This window comes from Azoarcus sp. DN11, from assembly GCF_003628555.1.
Classification (GTDB): domain Bacteria; phylum Pseudomonadota; class Gammaproteobacteria; order Burkholderiales; family Rhodocyclaceae; genus Aromatoleum.
Map to the genome: position 1 here is coordinate 51,343 of NZ_CP021731.1, position 24,857 is coordinate 76,199.

Sequence of the window (24,857 nt, forward strand, 5' to 3'; positions counted from 1 at the left end):
TTTCCGGATTAGTCGGTTAAATTGCGCCTCACATACGCTACGGTATCGATCATGCACACGTCCATCGTCCTCCCCGAAGCCTTCTTCGTGCCCCTCGGCGACGAGGCCTACCAGCCCACCGAGGCCACGATCGGCCCCTGGTCGGTTGAAAGCCAGCACGGCGGCCCGCCGATTGCGCTGCTCGCGCAGGCGTTGCGCCGCTTTCCGTCCGAATTCGGGCTGGACATCGCGCGCATCACCTTCGAGATCCTCGGGCCGGTGCCGGTCGAGCCCTGCGAACTGAAGGTGCGCGTGCTGCGCCCGGGGCGGCGCATCGAACTGCTGCAGGCCGAGATGCTCGTGCGCGGCAAGCCGGTGCTGCTCGCGCATGCGTGGCGCGTCGAGCGCCTGCCCGCGAGTGCCGTCGCCGTCGCCGACCCGTTCGCGGTGCCGCCGCTGCCCGAGGCGCAGGCGCAGGTATTCTTCCACGGCATCGACTACTTCCCCTACGCCGATGCGCTCGAATGGCGCTTCGCCGACGGCAGCTTCCTCGAACCCGGCCCGGCGACGGTGTGGGCGCGCCCGCGCATCCCCCTCGTCGCCGGCCGGCCCACCGACGGCATCGAGGCGCTGCTCCTGATCCTCGATTCGGCCAACGGTATCAGCGCCGAGCTCGACATCCGCCACTGGACCTTCGTGCCGGTGGACCTCACGCTCAACATGCACCGCCATCCGCAGGGCGAGTGGTTCGGCATGGCCGCGCGCACCATCATCGATGCGGGCGGCATCGGCACCGTGACGACGGCGGTGTTCGATCTCGACGGCGCGCTCGGCCGCAGCCTGCACACGCTGTTCGTGCGGAAGAAGTAGTCGCCGCATCCCCCGGCCCCGACCGACCCAAACAACAAAGACAGAGAACAGGAAATGCTGCGATCCCTCAACAGCCGCGCCGCGCTGATCGTCACCCTCTCGGCCGCCGGCATTCTCATGGTGACGATGGGCGCGCGCCAGTCGCTGGGCCTGTTCGTGTCGCCGCTCAACACCTCCACCGGCTTGGGCATCGCGACGATCAGCTTCGCGCTCGCGGTCGGCCAGTTCATGTGGGGCGCGATCCAGCCGGTCGCCGGCGCCTTCGCGGACCGCTATGGCGCGGCGAAAGTGCTGGTGTGGGGCCTCGTGATCCTTGCACTCGGCAGTGCGCTCACGCCCTTCATGGGTTCCGGCTTCGGGCTGGTGGTGTCGCTGGGCCTGCTCTCGGCGATGGGCGCCGGCGCCGGCAGCTTCTCGGTGCTGATCGGCGCCGCCGCGCAGCGCCTGCCGCTCGAGGCGCGTGGTACTGCGTCGGGCGTCATCAACGCCGGCGGCTCCTTCGGCCAGTTCGTGTTCGCGCCGGTGCTGCAGAAGCTGATCCAGTCGATCGGCTGGATGGGCGCGATGTGGTCGCTCGCGCTGATGACGCTCGCGGCGCTGCCGCTGGTGCGCGTGCTGGTCGATCCGAAGCACGCGACGCACCACCACGGCGCGCACGAGGACGCCGGCCTGTGGCGCACCGTGCGCCAGGCGATGGGCGACCGCAGCTACCTGTTGCTGCACGCGGGCTTCTTCACCTGCGGCTTCCACATCGCCTTCCTCGTGACGCACCTGCCGGGCGAAGTCGACCTGTGCGGCCTGCCGCCGACGGTCGCCAGCTGGTCGCTGGCGATCATCGGCCTCTCCAACATCGTCGGCAGCCTGTACGCCGGCGCCTCGGTGTCACGCTACCGCAGCAAGTACGTGCTCGCGGCGATGTACGGCTCACGCGCGCTGCTCGTCGCGGTCTACCTGATGGCGCCGAAGACCGCGCTGACCTTCTACCTCTTCGCCGCCGGCCTCGGCTTCACGTGGCTCGCGACCGTGCCGCCGACCGCGGCGATCGTCGGCAAGCTCTTCGGCATCCGCTACCTCGGCACGCTGTTCGGGCTCACGCTGCTGTCGCACCAGATCGGCGGCTTCCTCGGCGCCTGGCTGGGCGGCATCGCGATCACGCGCTTCGGCGACTTCTCGTGGATGTGGTACGCGGACATGGCGCTCGCGACGATGGCGGCCATCGTCAACCTGCCGATCCGCGAGGCGCGGATACTGCGCCCGGCCGCGCAGCCCGCCTGATCGCCTGCGCCGCAACGAAAATGGCCGCCTCGGTGGGCGGCCATGCTTGCGTTCGCCGTACGTACCGGATAAGCGCGGCGCAGCGTGCATCGCTCCTCGATGCGGTAGGTGTTCAGCCGATGCGGATCGGTACGAAGATGCGCGCGCCGCCGCGCTGGATCAGCAGCGCGAAGCGGTTGCCGGCTTTTTCCATCATCTGGCGGAACGCCTGCACCGTCGTCACCGGCTGGTTGTTCACGGCCAGCACGACGTCGCCCTGCTGCAGGCCGGCCTGCGCCGCGGGGCCGTTGACGCGCTCGACCAGCAGGCCGCCGCGCACGCCGAGCTGCGCCGCCTCCTCGTTCGTCAGCGCCCGGCCCGCCAGGCCGAGCTTGCCGCCGGCATCCTCGCCGCGCGGCTTGTCGCCGCCGCCGCCCTGCGTCTCGGCTAGGGTCTCGGAACTCATCTCGCCGAGCGTCGCGCTGACCGTGCGGCTCTTGCCGTCGCGCCAGATCTCCAGCTTCACGCTCGTGCCGGGCCGCTTGTCGCCGATGATGCGCGGCAGGTCGCCGGAATCGCCGACACTCGTGCCATCGACGCCGAGCACCACGTCGCCCGCCTTCAGCCCGGCCTTGTCGCCCGCGCTGTCGGGCTCCACGTTCGAGATCAGCGCGCCGCGCGGCGCCGACAGGCCGAAGGACTGCGCCAGTTCCTTGTCCATGCCCTGGATCGTCACGCCCAGCTTGCCGCGCTGCACGCGGCCGTACTTGACGATCTGGTCCTTGACCTTCAGCGCCACGTCGATCGGGATCGCGAACGAGATGCCCATGAAGCCGCCCGAGCGTGAGTAGATCTGCGAGTTGATGCCGATCACCTCGCCCGACAGGTTGAACAGCGGTCCGCCCGAGTTGCCGGGGTTGATCGCGACGTCGGTCTGGATGAACGGGACGTAGTTCTCGTCCGGCAGGCGGCGTGCCTTCGCCGAGATGATGCCGGCCGTGACGGTGTTGTCGAAGCCGAAGGGCGACCCCACGGCGACCACCCATTCGCCGACGCGTGCGCGGTCCGCGTCGCCCATGCGCACGGTCGGCAGCCCGGAGGCGTCGATCTTCAGCAGCGCGATGTCGGTGCGCTTGTCGGTGCCGACCACCTTGGCCTTGAACTCGCGCTTGTCGATCAGCTTGACCATCACTTCCGTCTCGCCCTCGCCGACGACGTGCGCATTCGTCAGCACGTAGCCATCGCTGCTGATGATGAAGCCCGAGCCGACGCCGCGCTGCACGCGCGGGCCGCGGTTGCCGTGCCCCGGCTGGCCGGGCTGGCCCGGCAGCGGCACGCCGAAGCGGCGCAGGAAGTCGTAGAACGGATCGTCGGGCGACAGGCCCGGGATCTCGTCATTGCCGCCCGGGCGCGCCTTTTCCTTCTGTGTGACGGCGATGTTCACCACCGCGGGGCCGACCTGATCGACGAGATCGCTGAAATCGGGCAGGCCGAAGCGGGTCGCCTGCGCCGCCTGTGCCGCCTGTGCCGTTGGTGCCGGATTCGCGGCCAGTGCGGCAGGTACCGCGAAGCCGTCGCCGAACGCGGCGCCGACACCGATCGCCAAGGCAGTCACGAGAATGGTCTTGCGCATGTTGTGGTTTTCCCCTGAATAATCGTCAATCATCACGTAGACGCGGGCCGGCCACGGGCGTTCCCGACCGCGTCATGCACGACAGATTGGGGCGGCGCGCGCCGGAGGCAAGTCCGGCACCGACGGGCGCGCCGTGTCAGAACCGCGTCGCCACCTGCAGCATCACCTGCGGTTCGAGACGATTGACCGGCTCGTTACTGCCCGACGCCTGCTGCACCGGGAAGTTCGCCAGCTCCTGATGGCGTCCGAACAGGTTCAGGCCGGTCAGCCGCACTTCGACGCTCTGCCCGCCCTCGAGGCGGAACTCGCGCGCGATGCTCGCGTCCAGCGTCGTGTAGTCCGCCACCGTGTAGCGGAAGTTCGGCGAGAAGCCGGTGCCCGCGCGCACCGGGCCGACGCGCAGCAGCGTGAGCGCGCTCTGCCATGCGCCCATGCGCTGTAGCCAGGTGAGGCTCGCCGAATAGGGAGCGACGCTGTGGCGGGTGCCTTCGTCGTCGGCCTGCACATGCGACACGGTATGGCGCAGCAGCAGCGTGCCGTCGCGCCAGGGCTTGACGTCGACCTGCGTCTCGACGCCTGCGAGGCGCACCGGGTCGCTGCTGTTGATCCACTGCGACGGCGGCAGGAAGCGTTGCACGATCGCCTGCAGCGGCGGATTTTCGATCGGCGCGGTGGCCTGCCCGCGCACGATCTGGTCGCTGATGCGCTCGTGGAAGACGCGCACGTCCAGGTTGCCCCGCAGCGCCGCGAGCCGGCGGGCATAGCCGAGTTCGAAACTGTCGAGCCGCGACGGCTCGATGTCGGGGTTGGGGAAGAAGCGGTGCTGCAGCAGGCCGAGGACCGGGTGAATGATGCGTACATCGCTGAAGCGCGCGAAAACCCCCGGATTGCGCCATGCGCGGGCGTAGCCTGCGCGCCAGGTTTCCGTTTCGTTCGGCAGCCAGTTGAGGAACACGCGCGGCGAGATGCGCGTGCGATCGTGCTCGAAGCGTTCCGCCATCGTGCCGAAGTTCCACTGCCATTCGGGCGCTGCCCGCCATTCGACGTTGGCATACAGGCGGTGGCTCTGCTCGCTCGGGTCGGCGTGGCCGAAGAACAGGAACGGCGCGTCGACCTGATCGCGCCGCCACTCGGCGCCCCAGCTCATGCGCAGGCCCTGCGCGATGGTGCGGTTATGCTGGAACTCGAGGTTCTCGCGCCGCGTCGTGAAGCTGTCGTTCACCGGAATCGAGATGGGGCCGCCGGGAAACTTCAACGGCCCGTTGTCGACCGCCCACTCGTTGCGCGTGCGTTCGTAGCTGTAATAGCCCGACAGCAGGAATTCCTCGTCCGGACTGATCGCGCGGCGCCACAGCAGGTGGCCGAAGTGCTCGCGCGTGCCGATGTCGCGTTCGGGATGGGAGTTGAACGGCGTATTCGGGTAGCCGGTGCCGCGCTCGATGTCGGTCAGGCCGGCGAGGAAGGTCAGTTCGTCGCGGGCGCCCAGCTGCAGGTCGCTGCGCAGCGTGGCGCGCCTGCGGTCGCGGCTGTCGTTGAGGTCGTGCACCCCGCCGTCGTGCAGGTGCTGGGCGGTGACGCGCAGGCCCAGCGGGCCCGAGCGCGTGACGACCCGCCCGCTCACTTCGGAAAAACTGTCCGTGCCGCCCGCGACCGATACCGTCGTGCCGCTTTCTTCGGCCGTGTGGCGCGTGATGATGTTGACGACGCCCATGTAGGCGTTCGTGCCGTAGGAGGCCGCGTCGGTGCCGCGCACGACCTCGATGCGCTCGATGTCCTCGATCGCCAGCGGGAAGGAGTTGCGGCCGAAACTGCCGAAATAGGTCGCGCTGACCGAGCGCCCGTCGATGAGGATCTGCAGTTCCTGCGGGTCGTCGCGGTTCGGGCCGTGGTAGCTGACCCACTGTTCGCTGCCGCGCTCCTTCGCCACCATCATGCCCGGCACCAGGCGCAGCAGGCGGTCCAGGCTGCGGTAGCCGGTCGCGCGGATCGTCTCGCGATCGAGCACCGTCAGCGCCGCCGGCACCTCGTTCTGCGGCCGCGGCATGCGCGAGACGGTGAGCACGACCGGCAGCGAATCGAAATAACTCGCCTCCGACGCCTCGGGCACCGGTGCGAATTCCGGCTCCATGCCGGACTGGGCCGCCGAGAAGGATGGGCACGCTGCAATCGAAGCCGCGGCCACGGCGCAAAGTGATAGGCGGAAAGTCATATTTGGTTGTTGTTTGATGCCCCGTGGGTACAGGGCATTGCAGCGACGGAGAGTATAAGGGCGCGCGGCCCTTTCAGGGCGCCGGAAGGTACCCCGCGGTGCCCACGCGGAGTAACATCTAGCGCGCATGCCATTGCCGATCGCGCCACCATGACCCTGACCGACCTCCGCTATCTCATCGCCCTCGCCCACGAGCGCCACTTCGGCCGCGCCGCCGAGAAGTGCCATGTCAGCCAGCCGACGCTGTCGGTCGCGGTCAAGAAGGTCGAGGACGAGCTCGGCGTGCAGCTCTTCGAGCGCAGCGCGACCGAGGTCAAGATCACCTCGACCGGCCAGCGCATCGTCGCGCAGGCCGAGAAGGTGCTGATGGAGGCGGCGCAGATCCAGGAGATCGCCGCCGCCGGCAAGGATCCCCTGTCCGGGCCGCTGCGTCTGGGCGTGATCTACACCATCGCGCCCTACCTGCTGCCGCGGCTCATCCCGCGTGTGCATAAGCTCGCGCCGCGCATGCCGCTGATCATCCACGAAAACTACACGACGCGGCTGCTCGAGGCGCTCAAGCGCGGCGAACTGGACGTCATCGTGCTGTCGCTGCCTTTCGAGGAGGCCGGCGTCGTCGCGCAGCCCGTCTATGACGAACCCTTCCGTGTGCTGATGCCGGCGAGCCACCCCTGGACCGACCTCGAGCACATCGACCCCGACAAGCTCGCCGACGACCAGCTGCTGCTGCTCGGCGCCGGCAACTGCTTCCGCGACCAGGTGCTCGAAGTCTGCCCGCACTGCCGCAGCGTCAGCGGCCTGCAGCGCACGCTCGAAGGCAGCTCGCTCGAAACGATCCGCCACATGGTCGCGACCGGCCTCGGCGTCACGGTGCTGCCCAGCACCGCCGCCGACGAGCTGCCGGCGCAGAACGCGCTCGTCGCCGTGCGGCCCTTCTCCGACCCCGAACCCTCGCGCCGCGTCGTGCTCGCGTGGCGCGTCACCTATCCGCGCAGCGGCGCGATCGACGTCCTGCGCACGGCCATCCTCGAAAGCGAACTGCCCGGCGTGCGCCCGATCGGCCGTGTCGTACCGCTGGAGGCCGTGGCGACCTGAGCCGCGCGCGTCGGCTGCTGCCGCCGGCGTGACCGATTGCCGCGCCCCGCCACCCGGCGGGCTATAGTTTGAAGGCAGGCTTTCACCGGGGGATCGCCGTGGCTGCTCCGCTCCTGATCGTCGGCACCGGCCTCGCCGGCTACGCGCTGTTGCGCGCGGTGCGCCAGGTCGATCGCCACCGCGAGATCTGCATGATCGACGCAGACGCCGCCGCGGCCTACTCCAAGAGCCAGCTGCCGGACGGGCTCGCCCGCGGACGCGATGCGGGCGAGCTGGTGATCGCCACGGCCGAGCAGATGGCCTACCGGTTCGAGGCGACGATCACGCCGCACCGCCGCGCGCTCGTGCTCGACCCGGTGCGCCGCATCCTGCGCACCGACAACCCCGCCCAGGCCGAGCAGCCCTGGTCGCAGCTCGTCCTCGCCACCGGCGCCGAGGCGATCCGTCCGGCCAATGTGCGCGGCAGCGGCGCCGCCGCCATCCTGACCGTCGGCAGCCTCGCCGAGTACGCCTACCTGCGCACGCAGCTGGCCGGCCGCCGCCGCGTCGCGGTGATCGGCGGCGGCATCGCTGCCTGCGAACTGGCCGAAAGCTTCAAGCGCGGCGGCTGCGAGGTCGTCCTGCTGGAGCTGGGCAGCCACCTCCTCGGCCGTGCCTGCCCCGCGCTGTGCGGGCAGCGCGTCGCCGAGGCGCTCGCCGCGGCAGGCGTGCGGGTGCGCCTCGAGGACCGGGCGCAGCGCATCGACCACGGCATGCATGACTTCGAGCTCACGACCCTGGGGGGCCATACGCTGCCGGTCGATGTCGTCGTCGCCGCGCTGGGCACCCGCCCGCGCATGCAGCTGGCGCGAGCGGCCGGACTGGATGTCGCGGGTGGCATCGTCGTCGACCACGGGCTGCGCACCTCGGCCGAGGGAATCTTCGCGCTGGGCGCGTGTGCGGAGCTGGACGGGCGGCTGTTCGCGCTCAGGGAAGACATCGAAAACGCCGCCCACGTCCTCGCCGACGTGCTCGGCGGGCACGCCACGCGCATGCGCTGGAGGCCGCGCACGCTGCAGCTCAACCTGGAATGCTGCCCGGTGGCGATCTGCGAGCCGCCGCCGGTTGCGGGCGAATGGCACGAATCGGCGACCGCGCGCGGCGTGCGGGCGCTGTTCCACGACCTTTCCGGCGCGTTGCGCGGCTTTGCGCTGGTCGGCGAGCCCGCCGGCGAAGCGGGCCGGCTGCTCGCCCGCGTCATGCACTGACGCGCTCAGGCTTCCTTGCGTGTCCGCGGGCTGGCCTTGCGGGCCGCCGGCTTCGCGGCGGCGTCCGCCGTCGCCGCCGCGCCTTCCTTGGCCGCACCGTCGCCCGCCTTGCCCTTGGCCCCGGCCTTCGGCGCCTTGGGTTCGAACTCGAAGCCGACCTTGCCGTCGGCCCCGCGCACGAGGAAGGCCGAGAACTTGCGCTTGGTGCGCGTCGACACGAAGCCCTTGAGGAGATCCGTGCGCCCGTCCGCGAGCAGCTTCGTCATCTGCTCACGCTCGACCGGCTGCTGCAGGATGATCTTGCCCGAGCGGAAATCGCAGGACTTTTCCGGCCCGACCGATTTCTCGCACACATAGGCCATGCCGTGCTCGTACACCGACGCGCTGCACTTCGGGCACGCGCCGAGCGCCTCCTGGCCGGAGAAATCGACCGCCTCCGCACCCTCGCCGTCGTCCTTCGGCTGGCCGAAGTCGAACTCGGGCTGCTTGTCGTCATTGAGGCGGATCTCGGCGTTGAAGAGCCGCCCCATCTTGCTGCGGAAGCCCATCAGCGGGCCGACCCGGCCCTCGCGCAGCAGCGTCTCGATCTCGTCGATCTCGAACTGGCGCCCGGCGACGATCTTCCACGCGCTCCAGTCGCAGGCCTGGCAGGCGAACTTCTTGTAGTTCTCCTTCACCACGCCGCCGCACTTCGGGCACGGCGCGCCGAGCGTCGCGAAGTCGCCCGGCACGGTGTCCGATTCGTAGCGCTTGGCGCGCTCGACCACTTCGCGCGCCATCTCGGCGATCTCGCGCATGAACTCGGGGCGCGAGAGCTGGCCGCGCTCCATCTGCGCGAGCTTGTGCTCCCATTCACCGGTGAGCTCCGGCGAAGTCAGCGCGGAGACGTCGAGGCCCTTCAGCAGCGTGATCAGCGAGAACGCCTTCGCGCTCGGGATCAGCTCGCGGCCCTCGCGATGGATGTACTGCTCGGCGATCAGCCCTTCGATGATCTGCGCGCGCGTCGCCGGCGTGCCGAGGCCGCGCTCGGCCATCGCCGCGCGCAACTCCTCGTCGTCGACCATCTTGCCCGCACCTTCCATCGCGGAGAGCAGCGTCGCTTCGTTGTAGCGCGCGGGCGGCTTGGTCACGAGGCTCTTCACGAGGATGTCGTCGGTCGACACCGTCTCGTTCGGCTGCACCGCACACAGCTGCGTGCCCCCGCTCTTGTCGTCGTCGTCGTCCTTGACGCCTTCCTTGCCGTACACCGCGAGCCAGCCCGCGTTCACCAGCACCTTGCCCTCGGTCTTGAAGGCCTCGCCCTCGACGCGCGTGATGCGCGTCGTCACGCGGTATTCGGCCGCCGGGTAGAACACCGCCAGGAAGCGCTTCGTCACCAGGTCGTAGATCTTGTGCTCGGCTTCCGACAGGCTCTTCGGCAGCGTGCCGGTCGGGATGATCGCGAAGTGGTCGGAGATTTTCGCGTTGTTGAAGATGCGTTTGTTGGGCTTCACCCAGCCCTGCTTCGCGATCTCGTCGGCGAACGGCGCGTAGGCGTCCGGCAGCGCGCGCATCACGTCCTTCACGGCGCCGACGTAGTCCTCGGGCAGCGCGCGTGCGTCGGTCCGCGGGTAGGTCAGCACCTTGTGCTTCTCGTACAGCGCCTGCGCGATCTGCAGCGTCACCCGCGCGGAGAAGCCGAAGCGGCCGTTGGCCTCGCGCTGCAGGCTGGTGAGGTCGAAGAGCAGCGGCGAGAGCTGCGTCGACGGCTTGGATTCCTCGCTGACCGTGCCCGGCTTGCCGTCGCACTTCGCCTTGATCGCCTCGGCGCGCGACTTGTCCCACAGGCGGAACGCGGTCGCGTGCTCGTCGCCCTCGGGCTTCCTGAACTTCTCGTCGAACCAGCGTCCGGCGTAGCTGCCGGCCTGGCAGCCGAAGGACGCTTCGAGTTCCCAGTAGTCGCGCGGCTTGAACTGGCGGATCTTCTGCTCGCGCTCGACCACGATCGCCAGCGTGGGCGTCTGCACGCGCCCGACCGTGGTCAGGTGGAAGCCGCCGGTCTTGGAGTTGAACGCGGTCATCGCGCGCGTGCCGTTGATGCCGATCAGCCAGTCGCTCTCGGCGCGGCACACCGCGGCCTGGCGCAGGCCCTCGACGTCCTGCGCGGCGCGCAGGTGGGCGAAGCCCTCGCGGATCGCGTTGGCCGTCATCGACTGCAGCCACAGGCGGCGCACCGGCTTGTCGGTCTTCGCGTGCTGCGCGATGAAGTTGAAGATCAGCTCGCCCTCGCGGCCCGCGTCGCAGGCATTGACGAGGCCGGTGACGTCCTTGCGCTTGATTAGCCGCGTCAGTAGCTTCAGGCGGTCGTCGGTCTTCTCGATGGGTTTCAGCGCGAACTGCGGCGGGATCACCGGCAGGTGGGCGAAAGTCCATTTGCCGCGCTTGACTTCGTATTCGTCCGGCACGACCAGCTCGAGCAGGTGGCCGACGGCCGAGGACAGCACGTAGTCGTCCGACTCGAAGTAGTCCTTTTCCTTCGTGAAGCCGCCGAGTGCGCGGGCGATGTCCTGCGCGACCGATGGTTTCTCCGCGATGATCAGTTGCTTGCTCATGCCGCTTGGCCGCCTTGGAAAGCCCTGGGGGCTTTCATGTATGGGGTGATCGAGCGGCGCATGATAAGCAGCGCGCCGTCAAGGGCGCAAGCGCAGCGGGCGCGCCTAGTTCGGCAATTGCCCCGCTTCTTCGCCTTCTTCGCCGAGCAGTTCGTCGATGATCAGGCTGTCGAGCGGCAGTTCGCGCTGCCACAGCACCATCAGCACGATCACCTTGAGCCGCGCGACGCTGACGCTCAATCCGCTCAGCGCGAGGGTGCGTTCGATGATGATCTCGCGCGTCGCGGCGTCGAGCGCGCCGGCGCCTTCGAGGAAGGCGAGAAAACCGCGGCATTCGGCGTTCAGCCGCGCTTCCTCCTCGGCCGCATAGATGCGGAAGGCGCCCGGGGCGGGCGTCGTCGCGAGCGGCGAGGCGTCGGAAATGCTGCGCAGGCCCGAGAGCCAGTCGAGGGCCTCGGTGATTTCATCCTCCTCGAAACCGGCCGCCGAGAGCTTGCGGGCGAGCTGGTCGATTTCGGGGCAGGCGGTGGCGTGAACGTAGTTCTCGAAGAGATATACAAGGATGTCGAACATGGCGGCACACCGGCAGGTCAATGGCGCTGGAAGCGTCCGCCGGGAAGTCGGCTGACTCGCCCGTCGAGTTCCAGTGTCAGCAGAATGGCGTAGAGCGCATCGAGCGTCAAGCCGCTGCGTGCCGCCAGGCTGTCGACGTCCAGCGGGTCGTGGCCCAGCGCGGCGAGCACGGCGGCGTGCTCGGGCGGAAGGTCCGTCTCGGGTTCGGGCGGGGCGAACAGCGCCTGCGACGCGGCGCCCGCCGCGCGGCTGCGTCCCCGCGCCGTGCCGCGCGCGGGCGGCGGTGCGGCGGGAGCGGCAGCCGGCCGGCCCCAGGCGAGTTCGTCGAGCACGTCGGCCGCGGTCTCGACCAGCTTGGCACCGTCGCGGATCAGGCGGTGGCAGCCGCGCGCGAGCGGCGAGTGGATGGAGCCGGGGATCGCGAACACCTCGCGGCCGCAGTCGGTCGCGAGGCGCGCCGTGATCAGCGAGCCGCTGCCGACCGCCGCCTCGACGACCAGCACGCCGCGCGACAGGCCCGCGATGAGGCGGTTGCGGCGCGGGAAGTTGTGCGGCAGCGCGGGCGTGCCGAGCGGCAGTTCGCTGACGATGGCGCCCTGCCGCGCGATCTCGCGGGCGAGCGGCTGATGGCGCGCAGGATAGACACGGTCGGCGCCCGTGCCGATGACCGCAATCGTCCTGCCGTTTTCGTGCGCGAGGGCGCCCTGGTGCGCGGCCGCGTCGATGCCGAGGGCGAGCCCGCTGACGATCGTGAGCCCGGCCGCGGCGAGGCTTTCGGCGAAGGCCTGGGCATTGGCGACGCCGCCCGGCGTCGCGGAGCGGGCGCCGACGATCGCGAGCGCGGGCGAAGACAGCAGCGCCGGATCGCCTTTCACGTACAGGAGGACCGGCGGATCGGGGATCTCGAGCAGGCCGCGCGGGTAGGCGGCGTCGGCGAGCGTGAGGACGTGGTTGCCGGGTTCGGCCGCCCACGCGAGGGCCGCGTCGAGGCGCGCCTGCTCGGGGGCGGCGAGCAGCAGGTCGGCTGTTTCCGCGCCGACGACCGCCGTGATCGCGCTGCGCCCGGCGGCGAAGATCCGCCCGGGCAGCCCGAAGGCCGCGAGCAGGCTGCGCTGCCGTTCGGGGCCGATGCCGGGGAGGAGGGTCAGCCGCAGCCAGGCGGCGAGATCGTCCTCCACGCGAGCGCCCGTCAGGGCTTGCGCACGCTGTCGCCGACCGCGACCTGGCCGTCGGTTTCCATCACCAGCGCGTAGGACACGCGGTTGAAGACACGGAACACGAAGGCGAGGCCATAGCGCTTTTCCGGCAGCACGAAGGATTCCTTGTTGCCGTCGTCATCCTTGTAGACAACCGAACCGCGGTTGCGGTGCAGCGCCAGCACGGTGCCGCGATCGACGCCTTCGCGGGTGCCGACGTTGAGCGTGACGACGTGGTTGCGCCCCGTTTCGGAGACGCCGCGGTAGATGCCGATCAGGCGCCCGGCGACGTCGGCCACCGGCGCGTGCGGCACGAACGAGAAGACTTCGGGCTTGTCGCTGGCGACGAGGCGGTCGCCGGTGCCGATCTCTTCGACCGCGCTGAGAATCTCGAGCGTGGCGGGCGTGCCGTTCGCGGTGACGCGCGCGGCGCCGAGATAGGCGGCCTCGTAGCCGAGCACTTCCCCGGTCACCGGATCGACCAGCGGTTTGGCCGGACGCAGGACCTGCCACACCTTCTGGTCTTCCCGGATGTTCTTGGCGAAGATCGTGTCGCCCGGTCCCATGAAGACCCGGCTGGTCTCGGTCGCGACCACGGTGCCGGCGTCGGCCAGCCGCGCTTCGTCGATGACCAGCGGCTTCGTCAGGAAGGGCTCGATGTCCTGCGTGGGGATGCTGGAGATGGCATCCTTGAGGTCTTCCTGATAGACCTGCGGCTCCAGCTTCTGGTCGCCGACGCGGCGGCCGATCGAGAGATAGGGACCGCTGCGGTCGAGCACGATGACCTGGCCGGGGTAGATCAGGTGCGGGTTGCGGATCTGTTCGCGGTTGAGGCGCCAGACTTCGGGCCAGCGCCAGGGTTCCTTGAGGAATTTCCCGGAAATGCCCCACAGCGTGTCGCCGCGCACGACGGTATGGCTGTCGGGCGCGTCGTCGGCGAGGGCGGCCGGGGCTGCGAGGGCGGGCGTGCCGAGAAGGGTCGCAACGCTGAAGAGGAGAGGGAATATAATGCGGGTCATCGCTCGCTTCCGATTGGGACGGGCCGGATTTCTCGCTGTCGGAACGCCTCCCGATGGCCGAGGATCCAATCCGCAGAGTCGATTCGAATGCCGGGACGACCCCGACAGCATGCCAAAGCACTTGAAATTCTGCACGTAATGACTTAACCCGGCAAGCATTTATGGCGCTATTACCGATCCTCCGTTATCCCGACCCCCGCCTGCACAAACGCGCCGCTGCGGTCGCGCAGGTGGACGAGTCGATCCGCCAGCTCGTCAAGGACATGGCCGAGACGATGTACGAGGCGCCCGGCATCGGGCTCGCCGCGACGCAGGTCGACGTACACCAGCGCGTGGTCGTGATCGACGTCAGCGAGGACCGCTCCGACCTGCGCGTCTTCATCAACGCCGAGATCCTCGAGAAGTCCGGCGAGCACGTCGGCGAGGAAGGCTGCCTGTCGGTGCCCGGCATCTACGAGAGCGTGCGCCGCGCCGAGCGCGTGCGCGTGAAGGCACTCGATGCCGACGGCCAGGCTTTCGAGCTGGAGGCCGACGGCCTGCTGGCGGTATGCATCCAGCACGAGCTCGATCACCTCGAAGGCAAGGTCTTCGTCGAGTACCTGTCGCCGCTCAAGCTCAACCGCATCAAGACGCGGCTGGCGAAGAAAGCGCGGATCACCGCGTGAGCGCCGCACCCTTGCGCGTCGCCTTCGCGGGCACGCCGGAGTTCGCCGCCGCGGCGCTGGAAGCGATCCTCGCCGCGGGTTTCGAGGTGCCGCTGGTGCTGACGCAGCCCGACCGCCCCGCCGGGCGCGGCATGAAACTCACCGCGAGTGCGGTGAAGCAGGTGGCGCTGGCGCACGGCATCGCCGTCGACCAGCCCGAGAAGCTGCGCACCGAGGAACAGCGCGCGGCGCTCGCCGCGTGTGCGCCGGACATCCTCGTCGTCGCGGCCTACGGCCTGCTGCTGCCGCCAGCGGTGCTCGGGCTGCCGCGCCTCCTGGGCTGCATCAACATCCACGCGTCGCTGCTGCCGCGCTGGCGCGGCGCCGCGCCGATCCATCGCGCGATCGAGGCGGGCGATGCGGAGACCGGCATCACGATCATGCAGATGGACGCGGGCCTCGACACCGGCGCGATGCTGATGAAGCGTGCGCTGGCGATCGCGCCCGAGGACACGACCGCGACGCTGCATGACCGCCTTGCCGCGCTGGGCGCGGAGATGGTTGTCGCGGCGCTGCATGCGCTGCCGCAGGGTGAGCTGACGCCCGAGCCGCAGCCGGAGGCCGGTGTGACCTATGCGGCGAAGATCGGCAAGGCCGAGGCCGCGATCGACTGGCGCCGGCCGGCGCTGGAGATCGCGCGGGCGGTGCGCGCCTTCAATCCTTTCCCGGGCGCGGTCGGGACACTGCGCGACGTGCCGGTGAAGGTGTGGCGCGCGGAGCCTGGCGCGGGAACGGGCGCGCCGGGCACGGTGCTGTCGGCGGACGCGTCGGGCGTCGTCGTCGCGTGCGGCGCGGGCGCGCTGCGCCTCGTCGAGCTGCAGAAACCCGGCAGCCGGCGCATGCCGGCCGGGGAATTTCTGCGCGGCTTCCCGGTCAGTGCAGGCGAACGCTTCGACGCCGTCGCGGCCTGAGCCATTTCGACTCCCGGCGCGGCCTGCCGGTTGATTCAGGCGCGTTCGGCCCCATCTGGGGTGCTACAAGCCCATTCACTGAGGAAGGAATCACGCACATGTTCGGCAACTGGCTCAAGACCTCGATCCTGATGGCAGGCATCGTCGCCCTGTTCGGTGCCGTGGGGGGCATGCTCGGCGGCAGGCAGGGCATGCTGCTGGCGCTGGCGTTCGGCGGCGCGATGAACGTGTGGGCCTACTGGTTCTCCGACAAGATGGTGCTGCGCATGTACAACGCGCGCGAAGTCGATGCGACCAGCTCGCCCTACCTGTACAACATGGTGCAGGGCCTCGCGCAGCGCGGCGGCCTGCCGATGCCCAGAGTGTATATCATCGACGAGGAGCAGCCCAACGCGTTCGCGACCGGGCGCAACCCGGAGCACGCGGCAGTCGCGGCGACCAGCGGCATCATCCGCATGCTGTCCGAGCGCGAGCTGCGCGGCGTGATGGCGCACGAGCTGGCGCACGTGCAGCACCGCGACATCCTGATCTCGACGATCTCGGCGACGGTGGCGGGCGCGATCTCGATGCTGGCGCAGTTCGGCATGTTCTTCGGCGGCAGCCGCGACGACGAGCGGCCGAACCCGGTGCTGGCGATCCTCGTGATGATCCTCGCGCCGCTGGCGGCGATGATCATCCAGATGGCGATCTCGCGCACGCGCGAATTCGGCGCGGACCGCGGCGGCGCGGAGATCTCGGGCGACCCCGAGGCGCTCGCGAGCGCGCTCACGAAGATCGACGCCTACGCGCGCGGCATCCCGATGCACACCGCCGAGGCGCATCCGGAGACGGCGCAGATGATGATCATGAACCCGCTGTCGGGCGAAGGCCTGCGCGGGCTGTTCTCGACCCACCCGTCGACGCAGGAGCGTGTCGCCCGCCTGCGCGAGATGATGGTCGCCCGCTAAGGCGCGCCCTTTGCCGGCGTCGAGCCGTGCCGCGCATTCCGGAGCGTCGCGCCGCCCGCGCTGGACCGATGCGCTGCGGCGCTCGGTGCGGGCCAAGCTGCTGGCGCTCGTCCTTGCCCCGCTGCTCGCCGGGGTGCCGGTGCTGCTGGGCCTGGTGTGGACCTGGGGCAGCGAGGCCTACGGACGCCTCCTGAACTTCAAGATCGGGTCCGATCTCGTCACTGCGCACGAGTATTTCGACCGCGTGCGCATCGGCGTCGGCAGCGAAGTGCAGGCGCTCGCCGAGTCGCACCGCCTGATCCGGCAGCTCGGCGCGCCGTCGTCCGCGACGTCGGTGCTGCTCGCGGAGCTGGCGCCCGCCCGGCGGCTCGATTTCCTGCTGCTGCTCGATCGCGAGGGGCGCCCGGTGGCGGCCTCGCAGGCGCTGGCGGGCGAGCCGGCGCCGCGTGTCGACTGGCCGGTCGTCGCGTCCGCGCTGCGTGGTGCGGCGCTGACGACGGTCGAACGATTCTCCGTCGATGCGCTCCAATATCTGTCTCCGGCCCTGCGCGAGCGCGCCTGGCTGCCGCTGGTGGAAACGCGCGCCGCCGCACCCGATGCGCGTACCGCGGAGGGCCGCGGGCTGGTGATCCACGCTGCCGCACCGGTGTATGACGACAAGCGCAACCTCGTGGGCGTGCTCGAAGGCGGCGTGCTGCTCAATGGCAATCTCGAGATGGTCGACCGCATCAACGCCATCGTCTATCGCGACGGCTCGCTGCCGCTCGGCAGCCGCGGGACGGCCACGTTGTTCCTCGACGACACCCGCATCGCGACCAACGTGCGCCTGTTCGGCGACACGCGGGCGCTCGGGACGCGCGTGTCGCAGGCGGTGCGCGAGCGCGTGCTGGGGCGCGGCGAGACCTGGCTCGGCACGGCCTTCGTCGTCAATGACGACTACGTGTCGGGCTACGAGCCGATCGCGAACGGTCGCGGCGAGCGCATCGGCATGCTGTACGTGGGCTTCCTCGAAGCGCCCTTCCGCGACGCCGGCCGCATGGCGATGGGGGCGCTGTTCGTGCTGTTCATCGTGATCAGCGCGGCCGGCGCGGTGCTCAGCCTGCGCTGGGCGCGCAGCGTGTTCCGGCCGATCGAGCGCATGAACGCGGTGATCCAGCGCGCCGCACAGGGCGAGGCCGATGCACGCGTCGGCGCGGTGGAGAGCCGCGACGAGCTGGGGCGGCTCGCGGGCGAATTCGACCACCTGCTCGACACGCTGTCGGCCAAGCGCGAGGAACTGGAGCGCTGGGCGGAGGAGCTCGATCGCAAGGTCGCCGAGCGCACCGTGGAACTGCGCGAGGCGAACGAGATGCTGCGGCGTGCGCAGCAGCAGCTGGTGATGAGCGAGAAGCTCGCGGCGATCGGCGAGCTGACGGCGGGCGTCGCGCACGAGATCAACAATCCGGTCGCGGTGATCCAGGGCAACCTCGACGTGCTGCGTGACCTGCTGGGACCGGCCGCCGAGCCCGTGCGCCAGGAGATCCGCCTGATCCATCAGCAGGCCGACCGCATCCGCCAGATCGTCACCAAGCTGCTGCAGTTCGCGCGCCCCGGCGAGTTCGCGGGCTATGCGGAGGCGGTGGAGGTGAACGAGGTGGTCGCCGACTGCCTGTTCCTGACGCAGCACAACTTCGACCGCCGCGCGATCGGGGTCGTGACCGACTACCGGGCGACGGTGCACATCGAGATCAACCGCAGCGAGCTGCAGCAGGTGCTGATCAACCTCATCGTCAATGCCGCGCAGGCGATGCCCGACGGCGGCCGGCTCGCGATCGCGAGCGACGACTGGCGCGAGGACGGCGTGCCGACCGGCGTCACGATCGCGGTGCGCGATACCGGCGCGGGCATCGCGCCCGAGGACCTGTCGCGCATCTTCGACCCCTTCTTCACCACCAAGAAGGGCAGCGGGACCGGGCTCGGGCTGTCGATCAGCTACACGATCGTCGAGCGCTATGGCGGACGCATCACCGTCGAGAGCCGCCCGGGCGAGGGCAGCGTGTTCACGCTGTGGCTGCGGCACGTCGCGCGCTACGACGAAACGCCTAGTGCGCCGGGTTTCCTGAAACGTTGGTAAACCCTTATTCGGCGCCCCGTGCGCAGGGAGTCGGTTATCATCGGAAGTCAGGCCACGCAGAAGGGGCGCGCGCCACCGGATATGAAAAGGACATTCATGCAGCACGAGCGCGAGGATGGGGCGCCGAGCCCTGCCGGCACTCCGGAATTCAACTGGCAGGCGCATTCCATCCTGATCGTCGACGACGAGGAGGGAATGCGCAGCTTTCTCGAGCGCGCATTGAAGCCGCGCTGCGGGCTGGTCGAGACGGCGCCGGATGCGGAACATGCGATGCGCCTGATGGCGCGCGTGCACTTCGACCTGCTGATCCTCGACATCGCGCTGCCGGGCAAATCCGGCCTCGACTGGCTGCACGAGCTGCGCGAAGCGGGCTTCGCGGGCGACGTGATCCTGATCACCGCCTTCGCCGACCTCGACACCGCGATCAACGCGCTGCGCGGCGGCGCATCGGACTTCATCCTCAAGCCTTTCCGCGTCGACCAGATCCTCAACGCGATCAAGAACTGCTTCCAGCGCGCCCACCTCGCGCGCGAGAACTTCATCCTCCGCCGCGAGCTGGCGGGCCTGTCGGTGGAAGTCGACGGCCTGGTCGGGCACTCGGCGGTGATGGAGAACCTGCGCGCGGTGCTGCGGCGCGTCGCGCAGACTGCCAGCACCGTGCTGCTGCTGGGCGAATCGGGCACCGGCAAGGAAGTCGCCGCGCGCGCGCTGCATCGCATGAGCCCGCGCGCGCAGCGCCCCTTCGTGCCGGTGAATTGTCCGGCGATCGCCGCCGAGCTGATCGAGAGCGAGCTCTTCGGTCACGTGAAGGGCGCCTTCACCGGCGCGACCGAGAGCCGCAACGGCCTGTTCTACTACGCGCACGGCGGCACGCTGTTCCTCGACGAGATCAGCGAACTGCCGCTTCCGCTGCAGACGCGCCTGCTGCGCGTGCTCGAGGAGCGCCGGCTGCGGCCGGTCGGTTCCGAGCGCGAAGTGCCGGTGGATGTGCGCATCATCGCCGCGTCGAACCGCGATCTCGCGGCCGAGGTCGCGGCCGGGCGCTTCCGCCAGGACCTGTACTTCCGCCTCGCCGTCGTCGACATCGAGATCCCGCCGCTACGCGAGCGCGCCGAGGACATTCCCGACCTGATGCGCCATTTCATGAACCTGCTGACCGCGCAGCTGGGCGTCGCGCCGCTGGCGATCACGCAGACCCTGCTCGCCCGCCTCACGGCCTATGGCTGGCCGGGCAACGTGCGCGAGCTGCGCAACTTCGTCGAGCGTTCGCTGATCCTCGACGGTTTCCCGGTCGAGACGCTCGCGGCGCGCAGCGACACCTTCAGCGGGGTCGATCTGCCGCTCGGCGAGGTCGAGAAGCGCCACATCCTCAGGATGCTCGACGCCTGCGGCGGCAACAAGTCGGAAGCCGCGCGGCGCCTGGGGGTGTCGCGCAAGACGCTGGAGCGCAAGTGCGCGGAGTGGGGCGAGTCGGTCGCGTGAGCGCGCACCGACGCCCGTGAGACAGGACAGACCATTGAAAGTGATCGGATTCGCCGGCTGGTCCGGCAGCGGCAAGACTTCGCTGATCGAGAAGGTCGTCGCGGTGCTCGCCGGGCGCGGGCTCGAGGTGTCGCTGATCAAGCACGCGCACCACACGTTCGACATCGACCACGAGGGCAAGGACTCGTGGCGCCACCGCGAGGCGGGCTGCCGCGAGGTGCTGATCAGCTCGGAGCGGCGCTGGTCGCTGATACACGAGCTGCGCGGCGACGCCGAGATGTCCCTGGAAGCGCTGCTGCTGCAGCTTTCACCCTGCGACCTGGTGCTGGTGGAGGGCTTCAAGCACGCGGCGATCCCCAAGATCGAGGTGCGCCGCACCGTGGTGCGCGAGGCGCCGTTCTACCTGAAGGACCCGCACGTCGTCGCCGTCGCGACCGACGTCAAACTCGATACCGCGCTGCCGCAGCTGGACATCAACGATGCGCAGGCGGTCGCGGATTTCGTCGTCGATTACGCGTTCAGGATGGCGGCGGTACAGCCATAGAACGCTCGGAGCGGAGTGACGACGGGGGCGCCTGCCGGGCGCCCTCGGTGCTTGTGGGCCTGGAGATCAATGCAGCCGGCGTTTCCCGTCGTAGCGACGCCGGCCTGTTGATTTCATTGTCATTTTAACGCTGAAATATAATGACAATGGAGTTATCATCATGGCTGGACCAACCCAGCGCGCGAGCAAATTTTGCGTAGTAACGAAAATTCTTGACCCGGGCAATTATCGTTACCACAATAAATATGAGCACGCGCATCGTCTGGGACGAGGTCAAGCAGGAAGGCAACCTGGACAAGCACGGCCTCGATTTCCTCGATGCGGTTCTGGTGCTGGAGAGCCCCTATCGCCTGGACGTGGAGAGTGTGCGCAGCGGAGAGTGCAGGACTCAGTCGTTCGCCTATGTATTCGATGTCCTGGCAGTCCTGACGGTGGTGCCTGTCGAGCGTGGCAATGCCTTGCGGATCGTCAGTTTCCGCCCGGCGAGTGAAGAGGAAAGGAGCGCCTATCATGACTGGCTCGAAAACGACTTCGACGACGATTGCCCGGATGCGGGCCGGGCGCGCGCGGGGCGAGAGCAAGACTGATGCGGCGAAGCTTCGCGCCGCCGCGCCCTACGCGTGGGACGGTGAGAACGAGGACGAAAGGCCGTTGACGCGCGAAGAGATGCAGGCGGGCATCGCGGCCTATCGCAGACGGCGCGGTCGGCCGGCGGGCAGCGACAAGGAGTCGACGACCATCCGTCTCGACCGCGACATCCTCGCGGTCTTCCGCGCCAGCGGGCCGGGCTGGCAGACACGCATGAACGCGGCGCTGCGCGACTGGCTTAGAACGCACACGCCGACGTGACCGGTCGATGCCCGTCGCTTTCGGGCGGAGCTGCGCTCAATCCAGTGGTGATACCTGTCCCAGCGTCGTGAGCTCGTAGCCGCCGAGCTGCCGCGCGAGCTCGCCGAGCTCCGCGCTGCCCAGCCGCGCGAGCAGGCGCTGGAAGAGGTGGCGGAAGTAGATTTCCTTCGGCAGCGCGAGGTCCAGCGCTTCCCAGCCGAGCGGCAGGAAGTCGAGGCCGAATTCGGCGGCGGTCGCGCGCGTGCCGGGCGTGCAGTCGGCGCCGTCGTGCAGGAGCAGGGCCGCGGCCTCGCGTTCGCCGGCGGCGGTTGCGACGGCGCTGCAGTCGTCGGCATGCAGTCCGCGCGCGCGCAGCGCCGAGGCGAGGAAGTGGCCGGCGCCCGATCCCGCGCCGCGCATCGCCCAGCGCACGTCGAAGGCGACCAGGGTTTCGAGCTGGTCGATGCCGAGCCCGGGGCGCAGCAGCACGCCTTGCTCGCGCAGGCCGAGGCGCACCAGCGTCCAGCGGGCGTGGCCGGGATGGGCGCGCAGCAGCGTCGCATGCTGGGCGAGGCTGTGTTCGGCGCCGCCCCAATGCACGGCGCTGAGATCGACGCGGCGGCGGGCGAGCTGTTCGAGGCCGGTCAGGGTCGCGGTCGGGCTGTAGGCGACGAAGGCCTCGGCGCCCAGTTCGGTGGCGAGCAGCCGCACGGCCGCGGCGAGCAATGGGTCATCGCCGCCGGCGATCAGCAGGCGGTCGGTGAGTACGCCGCCGTGCGCCTGTTCGAGCAGCCATTCGTCGAGCAGCCGGCGCGGGAAGAGCCACTTGCCGCCGACGCGCGCGGCCGGGACTTCGCCGCTGTTGGCGAGTTCGTACAGCTTCTTCTCGTTGAGGTGCAGGTAGGCCGCTGCCTGCTTCGCGGTGAGGCAGGGGCTCTCCGGCGCAAGGGGGGCGACGACCGGCGGCTCGGGGGCGCTCATTTCTCGACGTCGTTGAGCTCGTCGCGCGTGTTGATGTTGCGGAACGCGGCTTCCTCGTCGTCGAAGCGCACTTCGACGATCTTCAGCGTCGCATACCAGAAGTCGATCTTGCGCCCGCCGCCGGCGAGGAATTCGTCGAGGTGCGGCAGCACGTCGCGCCGGCACAGGCAGAACACCGGGTGCGGCTGGTCGAAGGTGCGCGCGACGGCGAGCTCGGCGCCGGCTTCGGCGAGGCCGCGATGCAGGCGTTCGACGAGGTCCTGCGGCAGGAAGGGCGAATCGCAGGGCGCGGTTGCGACGAGCGGATGCCGGGCGCGCGACAGCGCCGCGTGCAGGCCCGCGAGCGGGCCGGCGAAGCCGCCGATGTCGTCGGGGAACACGGGATGGCCGAAGGCGGCGTAGCGTTCGGCGTTCTGGTTGGCGTTGATGATGAGCTCATCGACCTGCGGGCCGAAGCGTTCGATCACCCATTCGGCCATCGGTCGCCCGCGCAGCTCGACCAGACCCTTGTCGACGCTGCCCATGCGGCGCCCCTGCCCGCCGGCGAGGATCACGCCGGTGATTTTCTCTCTCGCGTTCATCGCGTGAACCGCTCCTCGCCGGTGAATAGGAGGTAGTGCTTGCCCTGCGCGCGCCCGATCATCGTGAGCCCGATTCGGCGCGCGATCTCCCAGCCCATCTGCGTGAGGCCGGAGCGCGAGACGAGGAAGGGGATGCCCATCTGCGCGGTCTTGATGACCATCTCGGACGTGAGTCGGCCGGTCGTGTAGAAGATCTTGTCGCCGCCGTCGAGGCCGTCGAGCCACATCTGGCCGGCGATCGCGTCGACGGCGTTGTGGCGGCCGACGTCCTCGACGAACATCAGGATCTCGCAGCCGCCGCCCGCGCCCGGCGCTGCGAGCGCGCAGCCATGCACGGCGCCGGCCTGCTTGTAGATCGATTCGTGCACGCGCACCGCGTCCATCAGCGCGTACAGCGTCGCCTGCGACAGGCGGCGCTCGGCCGGCAGGCGGATCGCGTCGATCTCGTCCATCAGGCCGCCGAACACCGTGCCCTGGCCGCAGCCGGTGGTGACGGTGCGGCTGCCGAGGCGTTCCTCGGCGTCGATGAGGCCGTGGCGCGTGGTCACCGCGACGGCGTTGACCTCCCAGTCGACCTGCACGGATTCGATGTCGTCGAGGCTCGCGACGAGGCGCTGGTTGCGCAGCCAGCCGATCGTGAGCGCCTCGGGCGCGGCGCCCAGCGTCATCAGCGTGACGATCTCGCGGCGGTCGACGTAGATCGTCAGCGGGAACTCGCCGGCGATCGGCGTCGGCACCGCTTCGCCGAGTTCGTTGACGGCCGGGATGGTCACCGTCAGGGGATGGCTCGCGTGGCTCAGCAGCGGGCGGCGCGGCGTGTCGGGGGCTGGGGGCATGGAGGTCGCAGGAAGGTTTGGCCGGTATTCTAGTGTGGCGGGCCGCATGTTCGCCAAGGGCCGCGGCGCGCGGGTCGCCCGGCGTCGCGGCTTCGCCTATCCTATGAGGGATCGAGTCACCCGGAGTTCGCCGCATGGATCGCTTTCCCCTCGCCGTCATCATGGAGCGCCGCCGCCTGCAGAATCGCTGGGCGGACGAGGCGTGGGAGGCGGTCGGTGTCGTGCCGGCCTTCGGCGACAACCCGGCCGCGACGCGCCTGCTCGTCGCCGAGAGCGATCGCGACCAGTACCTCGTCGGCGGCTTCGCGCTCGAGCTCTTTCGCGACGAGGCGGACAACTACTTCCTCAACCTGAGTTCGCCGGTGCCCAAGGTGTTCGTGATGTGTCGGCGCGAGGACGGCGTCGCCAAGCCGCTCGTCGTCACCGTGAGCTACGGCGAGGCGGCGCGCCTGCTCGACTCGGGCGAGCAGGTCGATGGCGTGGCGATGCCGCGCGAGATCGCCGACTGGGTCGGCGAGTTCGTGAACCTGCATTACAAGCCGGAGCCGCGCAAGAAGGTGCGCCGCAACGACCCGTTCGCGCAGGATCGGGAACACCTATGAGCGACCGTTTCCTCTCCCGCTGGTCGCGCCTGAAGCGGCAGGGCGAGGCGCCGCCGAGCGCCCCGCCGCCGGCTTCGCCGGCGCCTGCGGCAGAGCCGGTGCCCGCCGCGCCCGCAACCGAAGCGGCACCTTCTGCCGCCGCCGCGGAGGCCGCGCTGCCGCCCGTCGACAGCCTGGACTTCGCCGCCGACTTCAGCGCCTTCATGCAGAAGGAGGTCAGCGAAGCGCTGCGCCGCACCGCACTGCGCAAGCTCTTCAGCGATCCGCACTTCCACTTCGAGCAGATGGACAAGCTCGACATCTACATCGACGACTATTCCGTCTCCGATCCGATCCCCGCGGACGTGATGCAGCGCCTGCGCCAGTTCGAGGTTTTCCTCAAGGACGAGGAAGCCGCCGCGGCGGCGCCGGACGTGCCGGCGAAGGGGCCGGACGAGCAGGCGGACCCTGCCGCCGCAGCGCCCCCGTCGGGCAAGGCCGCAGCGCCCGCCGCGCAATCCGGGCCCTCGGGCGACTCCGATGCGGCCCCTGATCCTTCGCCGGACCCTGCATAAGGAATGCGACATTTTGGGGACTGCGGGACATTTAGTCCCGCTTGAGTCTTTTTTTGGCGCCGGGCGACGGTAAATCGAGGATCCCTGCTCCGTTCTCTTCCCGCGTCG

Annotated in this window: 23 protein-coding genes; 14 read left to right on the plus strand and 9 right to left on the minus strand. The window is 69.5% G+C overall.

What is annotated here, in order from left to right; genetic code table 11:
• Nucleotides 1–51: 51 nt before the first annotated feature.
• Both CDA09_RS00215 and CDA09_RS00220 read left to right on the plus strand, forming a co-directional pair.
• Nucleotides 52–849, plus strand: coding sequence for a thioesterase family protein (locus CDA09_RS00215; protein WP_121426778.1), 798 nt, complete (start codon nt 52–54; stop codon nt 847–849).
• A gap of 54 nt (nt 850–903) precedes the next feature.
• Nucleotides 904–2,124: an MFS transporter gene (locus CDA09_RS00220; protein ID WP_121426779.1), complete on the plus strand. Its 1,221-nt coding sequence runs from the start codon at nt 904–906 to the stop codon at nt 2,122–2,124.
• A 112-nt stretch (nt 2,125–2,236) separates the two neighbouring features.
• On the opposite strand, the gene CDA09_RS00225 is transcribed toward CDA09_RS00220, so the two are convergent.
• Both CDA09_RS00225 and CDA09_RS00230 read right to left on the minus strand, forming a co-directional pair.
• Complete coding sequence (locus CDA09_RS00225) at nt 2,237–3,736, minus strand: DegQ family serine endoprotease (RefSeq protein WP_121426780.1); 1,500 nt, start codon at nt 3,734–3,736, stop codon at nt 2,237–2,239.
• 136 nt (nt 3,737–3,872) lie between these two features.
• Nucleotides 3,873–5,864: a TonB-dependent receptor plug domain-containing protein gene (locus tag CDA09_RS00230; protein WP_286164314.1), complete on the minus strand. Its 1,992-nt coding sequence runs from the start codon at nt 5,862–5,864 to the stop codon at nt 3,873–3,875.
• Nucleotides 5,865–6,095: 231 nt separating this feature from the next.
• Here CDA09_RS00230 and CDA09_RS00235 point away from each other — a divergent pair, with 231 nt between their 5' ends.
• The gene (locus tag CDA09_RS00235; protein WP_121426782.1) at nt 6,096–7,040 is read left to right on the plus strand and encodes a hydrogen peroxide-inducible genes activator; all 945 of its coding nucleotides are present in this window, start codon (nt 6,096–6,098) and stop codon (nt 7,038–7,040) included.
• A gap of 98 nt (nt 7,041–7,138) precedes the next feature.
• Nucleotides 7,139–8,287: an NAD(P)/FAD-dependent oxidoreductase gene (locus CDA09_RS00240; protein WP_121426783.1), complete on the plus strand. Its 1,149-nt coding sequence runs from the start codon at nt 7,139–7,141 to the stop codon at nt 8,285–8,287.
• A gap of 5 nt (nt 8,288–8,292) precedes the next feature.
• Here the strand turns inward: CDA09_RS00240 and CDA09_RS00245 are convergent, their stop codons facing one another.
• The 4 genes from CDA09_RS00245 to CDA09_RS00260 all read right to left on the minus strand — a co-directional run bounded on the left by CDA09_RS00245 (nt 8,293) and on the right by CDA09_RS00260 (nt 13,666).
• Nucleotides 8,293–10,878, minus strand: a complete 2,586-nt coding sequence (locus CDA09_RS00245) for a DNA topoisomerase III (RefSeq protein ID WP_121426784.1) — start codon at nt 10,876–10,878, stop codon at nt 8,293–8,295.
• 105 nt (nt 10,879–10,983) lie between these two features.
• On the minus strand, nt 10,984–11,451 hold the full coding sequence (locus CDA09_RS00250; RefSeq protein WP_121426785.1) for a Smg family protein: 468 nt from the start codon (nt 11,449–11,451) through the stop codon (nt 10,984–10,986).
• A 17-nt stretch (nt 11,452–11,468) separates the two neighbouring features.
• Nucleotides 11,469–12,629 (minus strand): DNA-processing protein DprA, encoded by a 1,161-nt coding sequence (gene dprA, locus CDA09_RS00255; protein ID WP_121426786.1) that lies wholly within the window; start codon nt 12,627–12,629, stop codon nt 11,469–11,471.
• A gap of 11 nt (nt 12,630–12,640) precedes the next feature.
• Nucleotides 12,641–13,666, minus strand: a complete 1,026-nt coding sequence (locus tag CDA09_RS00260) for a LysM peptidoglycan-binding domain-containing protein (RefSeq protein WP_121426787.1) — start codon at nt 13,664–13,666, stop codon at nt 12,641–12,643.
• Nucleotides 13,667–13,827: 161 nt separating this feature from the next.
• On the opposite strand from CDA09_RS00260, the gene def reads away from it, so the two are divergent.
• The 8 genes from def to CDA09_RS00300 all read left to right on the plus strand — a co-directional run bounded on the left by def (nt 13,828) and on the right by CDA09_RS00300 (nt 21,216).
• Nucleotides 13,828–14,331 carry a peptide deformylase gene (gene def / locus CDA09_RS00265; RefSeq protein ID WP_121426788.1) on the plus strand — a complete coding sequence of 168 codons (504 nt, stop codon included), beginning with the start codon at nt 13,828–13,830 and terminating at the stop codon, nt 14,329–14,331.
• On the plus strand, nt 14,328–15,281 hold the full coding sequence (fmt, locus tag CDA09_RS00270) for a methionyl-tRNA formyltransferase (RefSeq protein WP_121426789.1): 954 nt from the start codon (nt 14,328–14,330) through the stop codon (nt 15,279–15,281). The genes def and fmt overlap by 4 nt, the downstream gene beginning before the upstream one ends.
• Before the next feature lie 98 nt (nt 15,282–15,379).
• On the plus strand, nt 15,380–16,228 hold the full coding sequence (gene htpX, locus CDA09_RS00275; RefSeq protein WP_121426790.1) for a zinc metalloprotease HtpX: 849 nt from the start codon (nt 15,380–15,382) through the stop codon (nt 16,226–16,228).
• Nucleotides 16,229–16,238: 10 nt separating this feature from the next.
• Entirely contained in the window at nt 16,239–18,341 is a 2,103-nt protein-coding gene (locus CDA09_RS00280) for a sensor histidine kinase (RefSeq protein WP_121426791.1), read from the plus strand.
• Between the two features lie 96 nt (nt 18,342–18,437).
• On the plus strand, nt 18,438–19,823 hold the full coding sequence (locus CDA09_RS00285; protein ID WP_121426792.1) for a sigma-54-dependent transcriptional regulator: 1,386 nt from the start codon (nt 18,438–18,440) through the stop codon (nt 19,821–19,823).
• A gap of 34 nt (nt 19,824–19,857) precedes the next feature.
• Nucleotides 19,858–20,367: a molybdopterin-guanine dinucleotide biosynthesis protein B gene (gene mobB, locus CDA09_RS00290; RefSeq protein WP_121426793.1), complete on the plus strand. Its 510-nt coding sequence runs from the start codon at nt 19,858–19,860 to the stop codon at nt 20,365–20,367.
• A gap of 245 nt (nt 20,368–20,612) precedes the next feature.
• Nucleotides 20,613–20,954 (plus strand): BrnT family toxin, encoded by a 342-nt coding sequence (locus CDA09_RS00295; protein WP_121430662.1) that lies wholly within the window; start codon nt 20,613–20,615, stop codon nt 20,952–20,954.
• Between the two features lie 64 nt (nt 20,955–21,018).
• Nucleotides 21,019–21,216, plus strand: a complete 198-nt coding sequence (locus CDA09_RS00300; protein ID WP_286164317.1) for a BrnA antitoxin family protein — start codon at nt 21,019–21,021, stop codon at nt 21,214–21,216.
• A 36-nt stretch (nt 21,217–21,252) separates the two neighbouring features.
• Here the strand turns inward: CDA09_RS00300 and CDA09_RS00305 are convergent, their stop codons facing one another.
• The 3 genes from CDA09_RS00305 to CDA09_RS00315 are packed head-to-tail and all read right to left on the minus strand — an operon-like array spanning nt 21,253 to nt 23,593.
• Nucleotides 21,253–22,176, minus strand: coding sequence for a substrate-binding domain-containing protein (locus CDA09_RS00305; protein WP_121426795.1), 924 nt, complete (start codon nt 22,174–22,176; stop codon nt 21,253–21,255).
• Entirely contained in the window at nt 22,173–22,757 is a 585-nt protein-coding gene (gene mobA, locus CDA09_RS00310; protein WP_121426796.1) for a molybdenum cofactor guanylyltransferase MobA, read from the minus strand. Before mobA ends, CDA09_RS00305 begins: the two co-directional genes overlap by 4 nt.
• On the minus strand, nt 22,754–23,593 hold the full coding sequence (locus CDA09_RS00315) for a formate dehydrogenase accessory sulfurtransferase FdhD (protein WP_121426797.1): 840 nt from the start codon (nt 23,591–23,593) through the stop codon (nt 22,754–22,756). The genes mobA and CDA09_RS00315 overlap by 4 nt, the downstream gene beginning before the upstream one ends.
• A gap of 134 nt (nt 23,594–23,727) precedes the next feature.
• Here CDA09_RS00315 and CDA09_RS00320 point away from each other — a divergent pair, with 134 nt between their 5' ends.
• On the plus strand, nt 23,728–24,195 hold the full coding sequence (locus CDA09_RS00320; protein WP_121426798.1) for a DUF3305 domain-containing protein: 468 nt from the start codon (nt 23,728–23,730) through the stop codon (nt 24,193–24,195).
• Entirely contained in the window at nt 24,192–24,749 is a 558-nt protein-coding gene (locus CDA09_RS00325) for a DUF3306 domain-containing protein (RefSeq protein WP_121426799.1), read from the plus strand. The genes CDA09_RS00320 and CDA09_RS00325 overlap by 4 nt, the downstream gene beginning before the upstream one ends.
• Nucleotides 24,750–24,857: the final 108 nt, after the last annotated feature.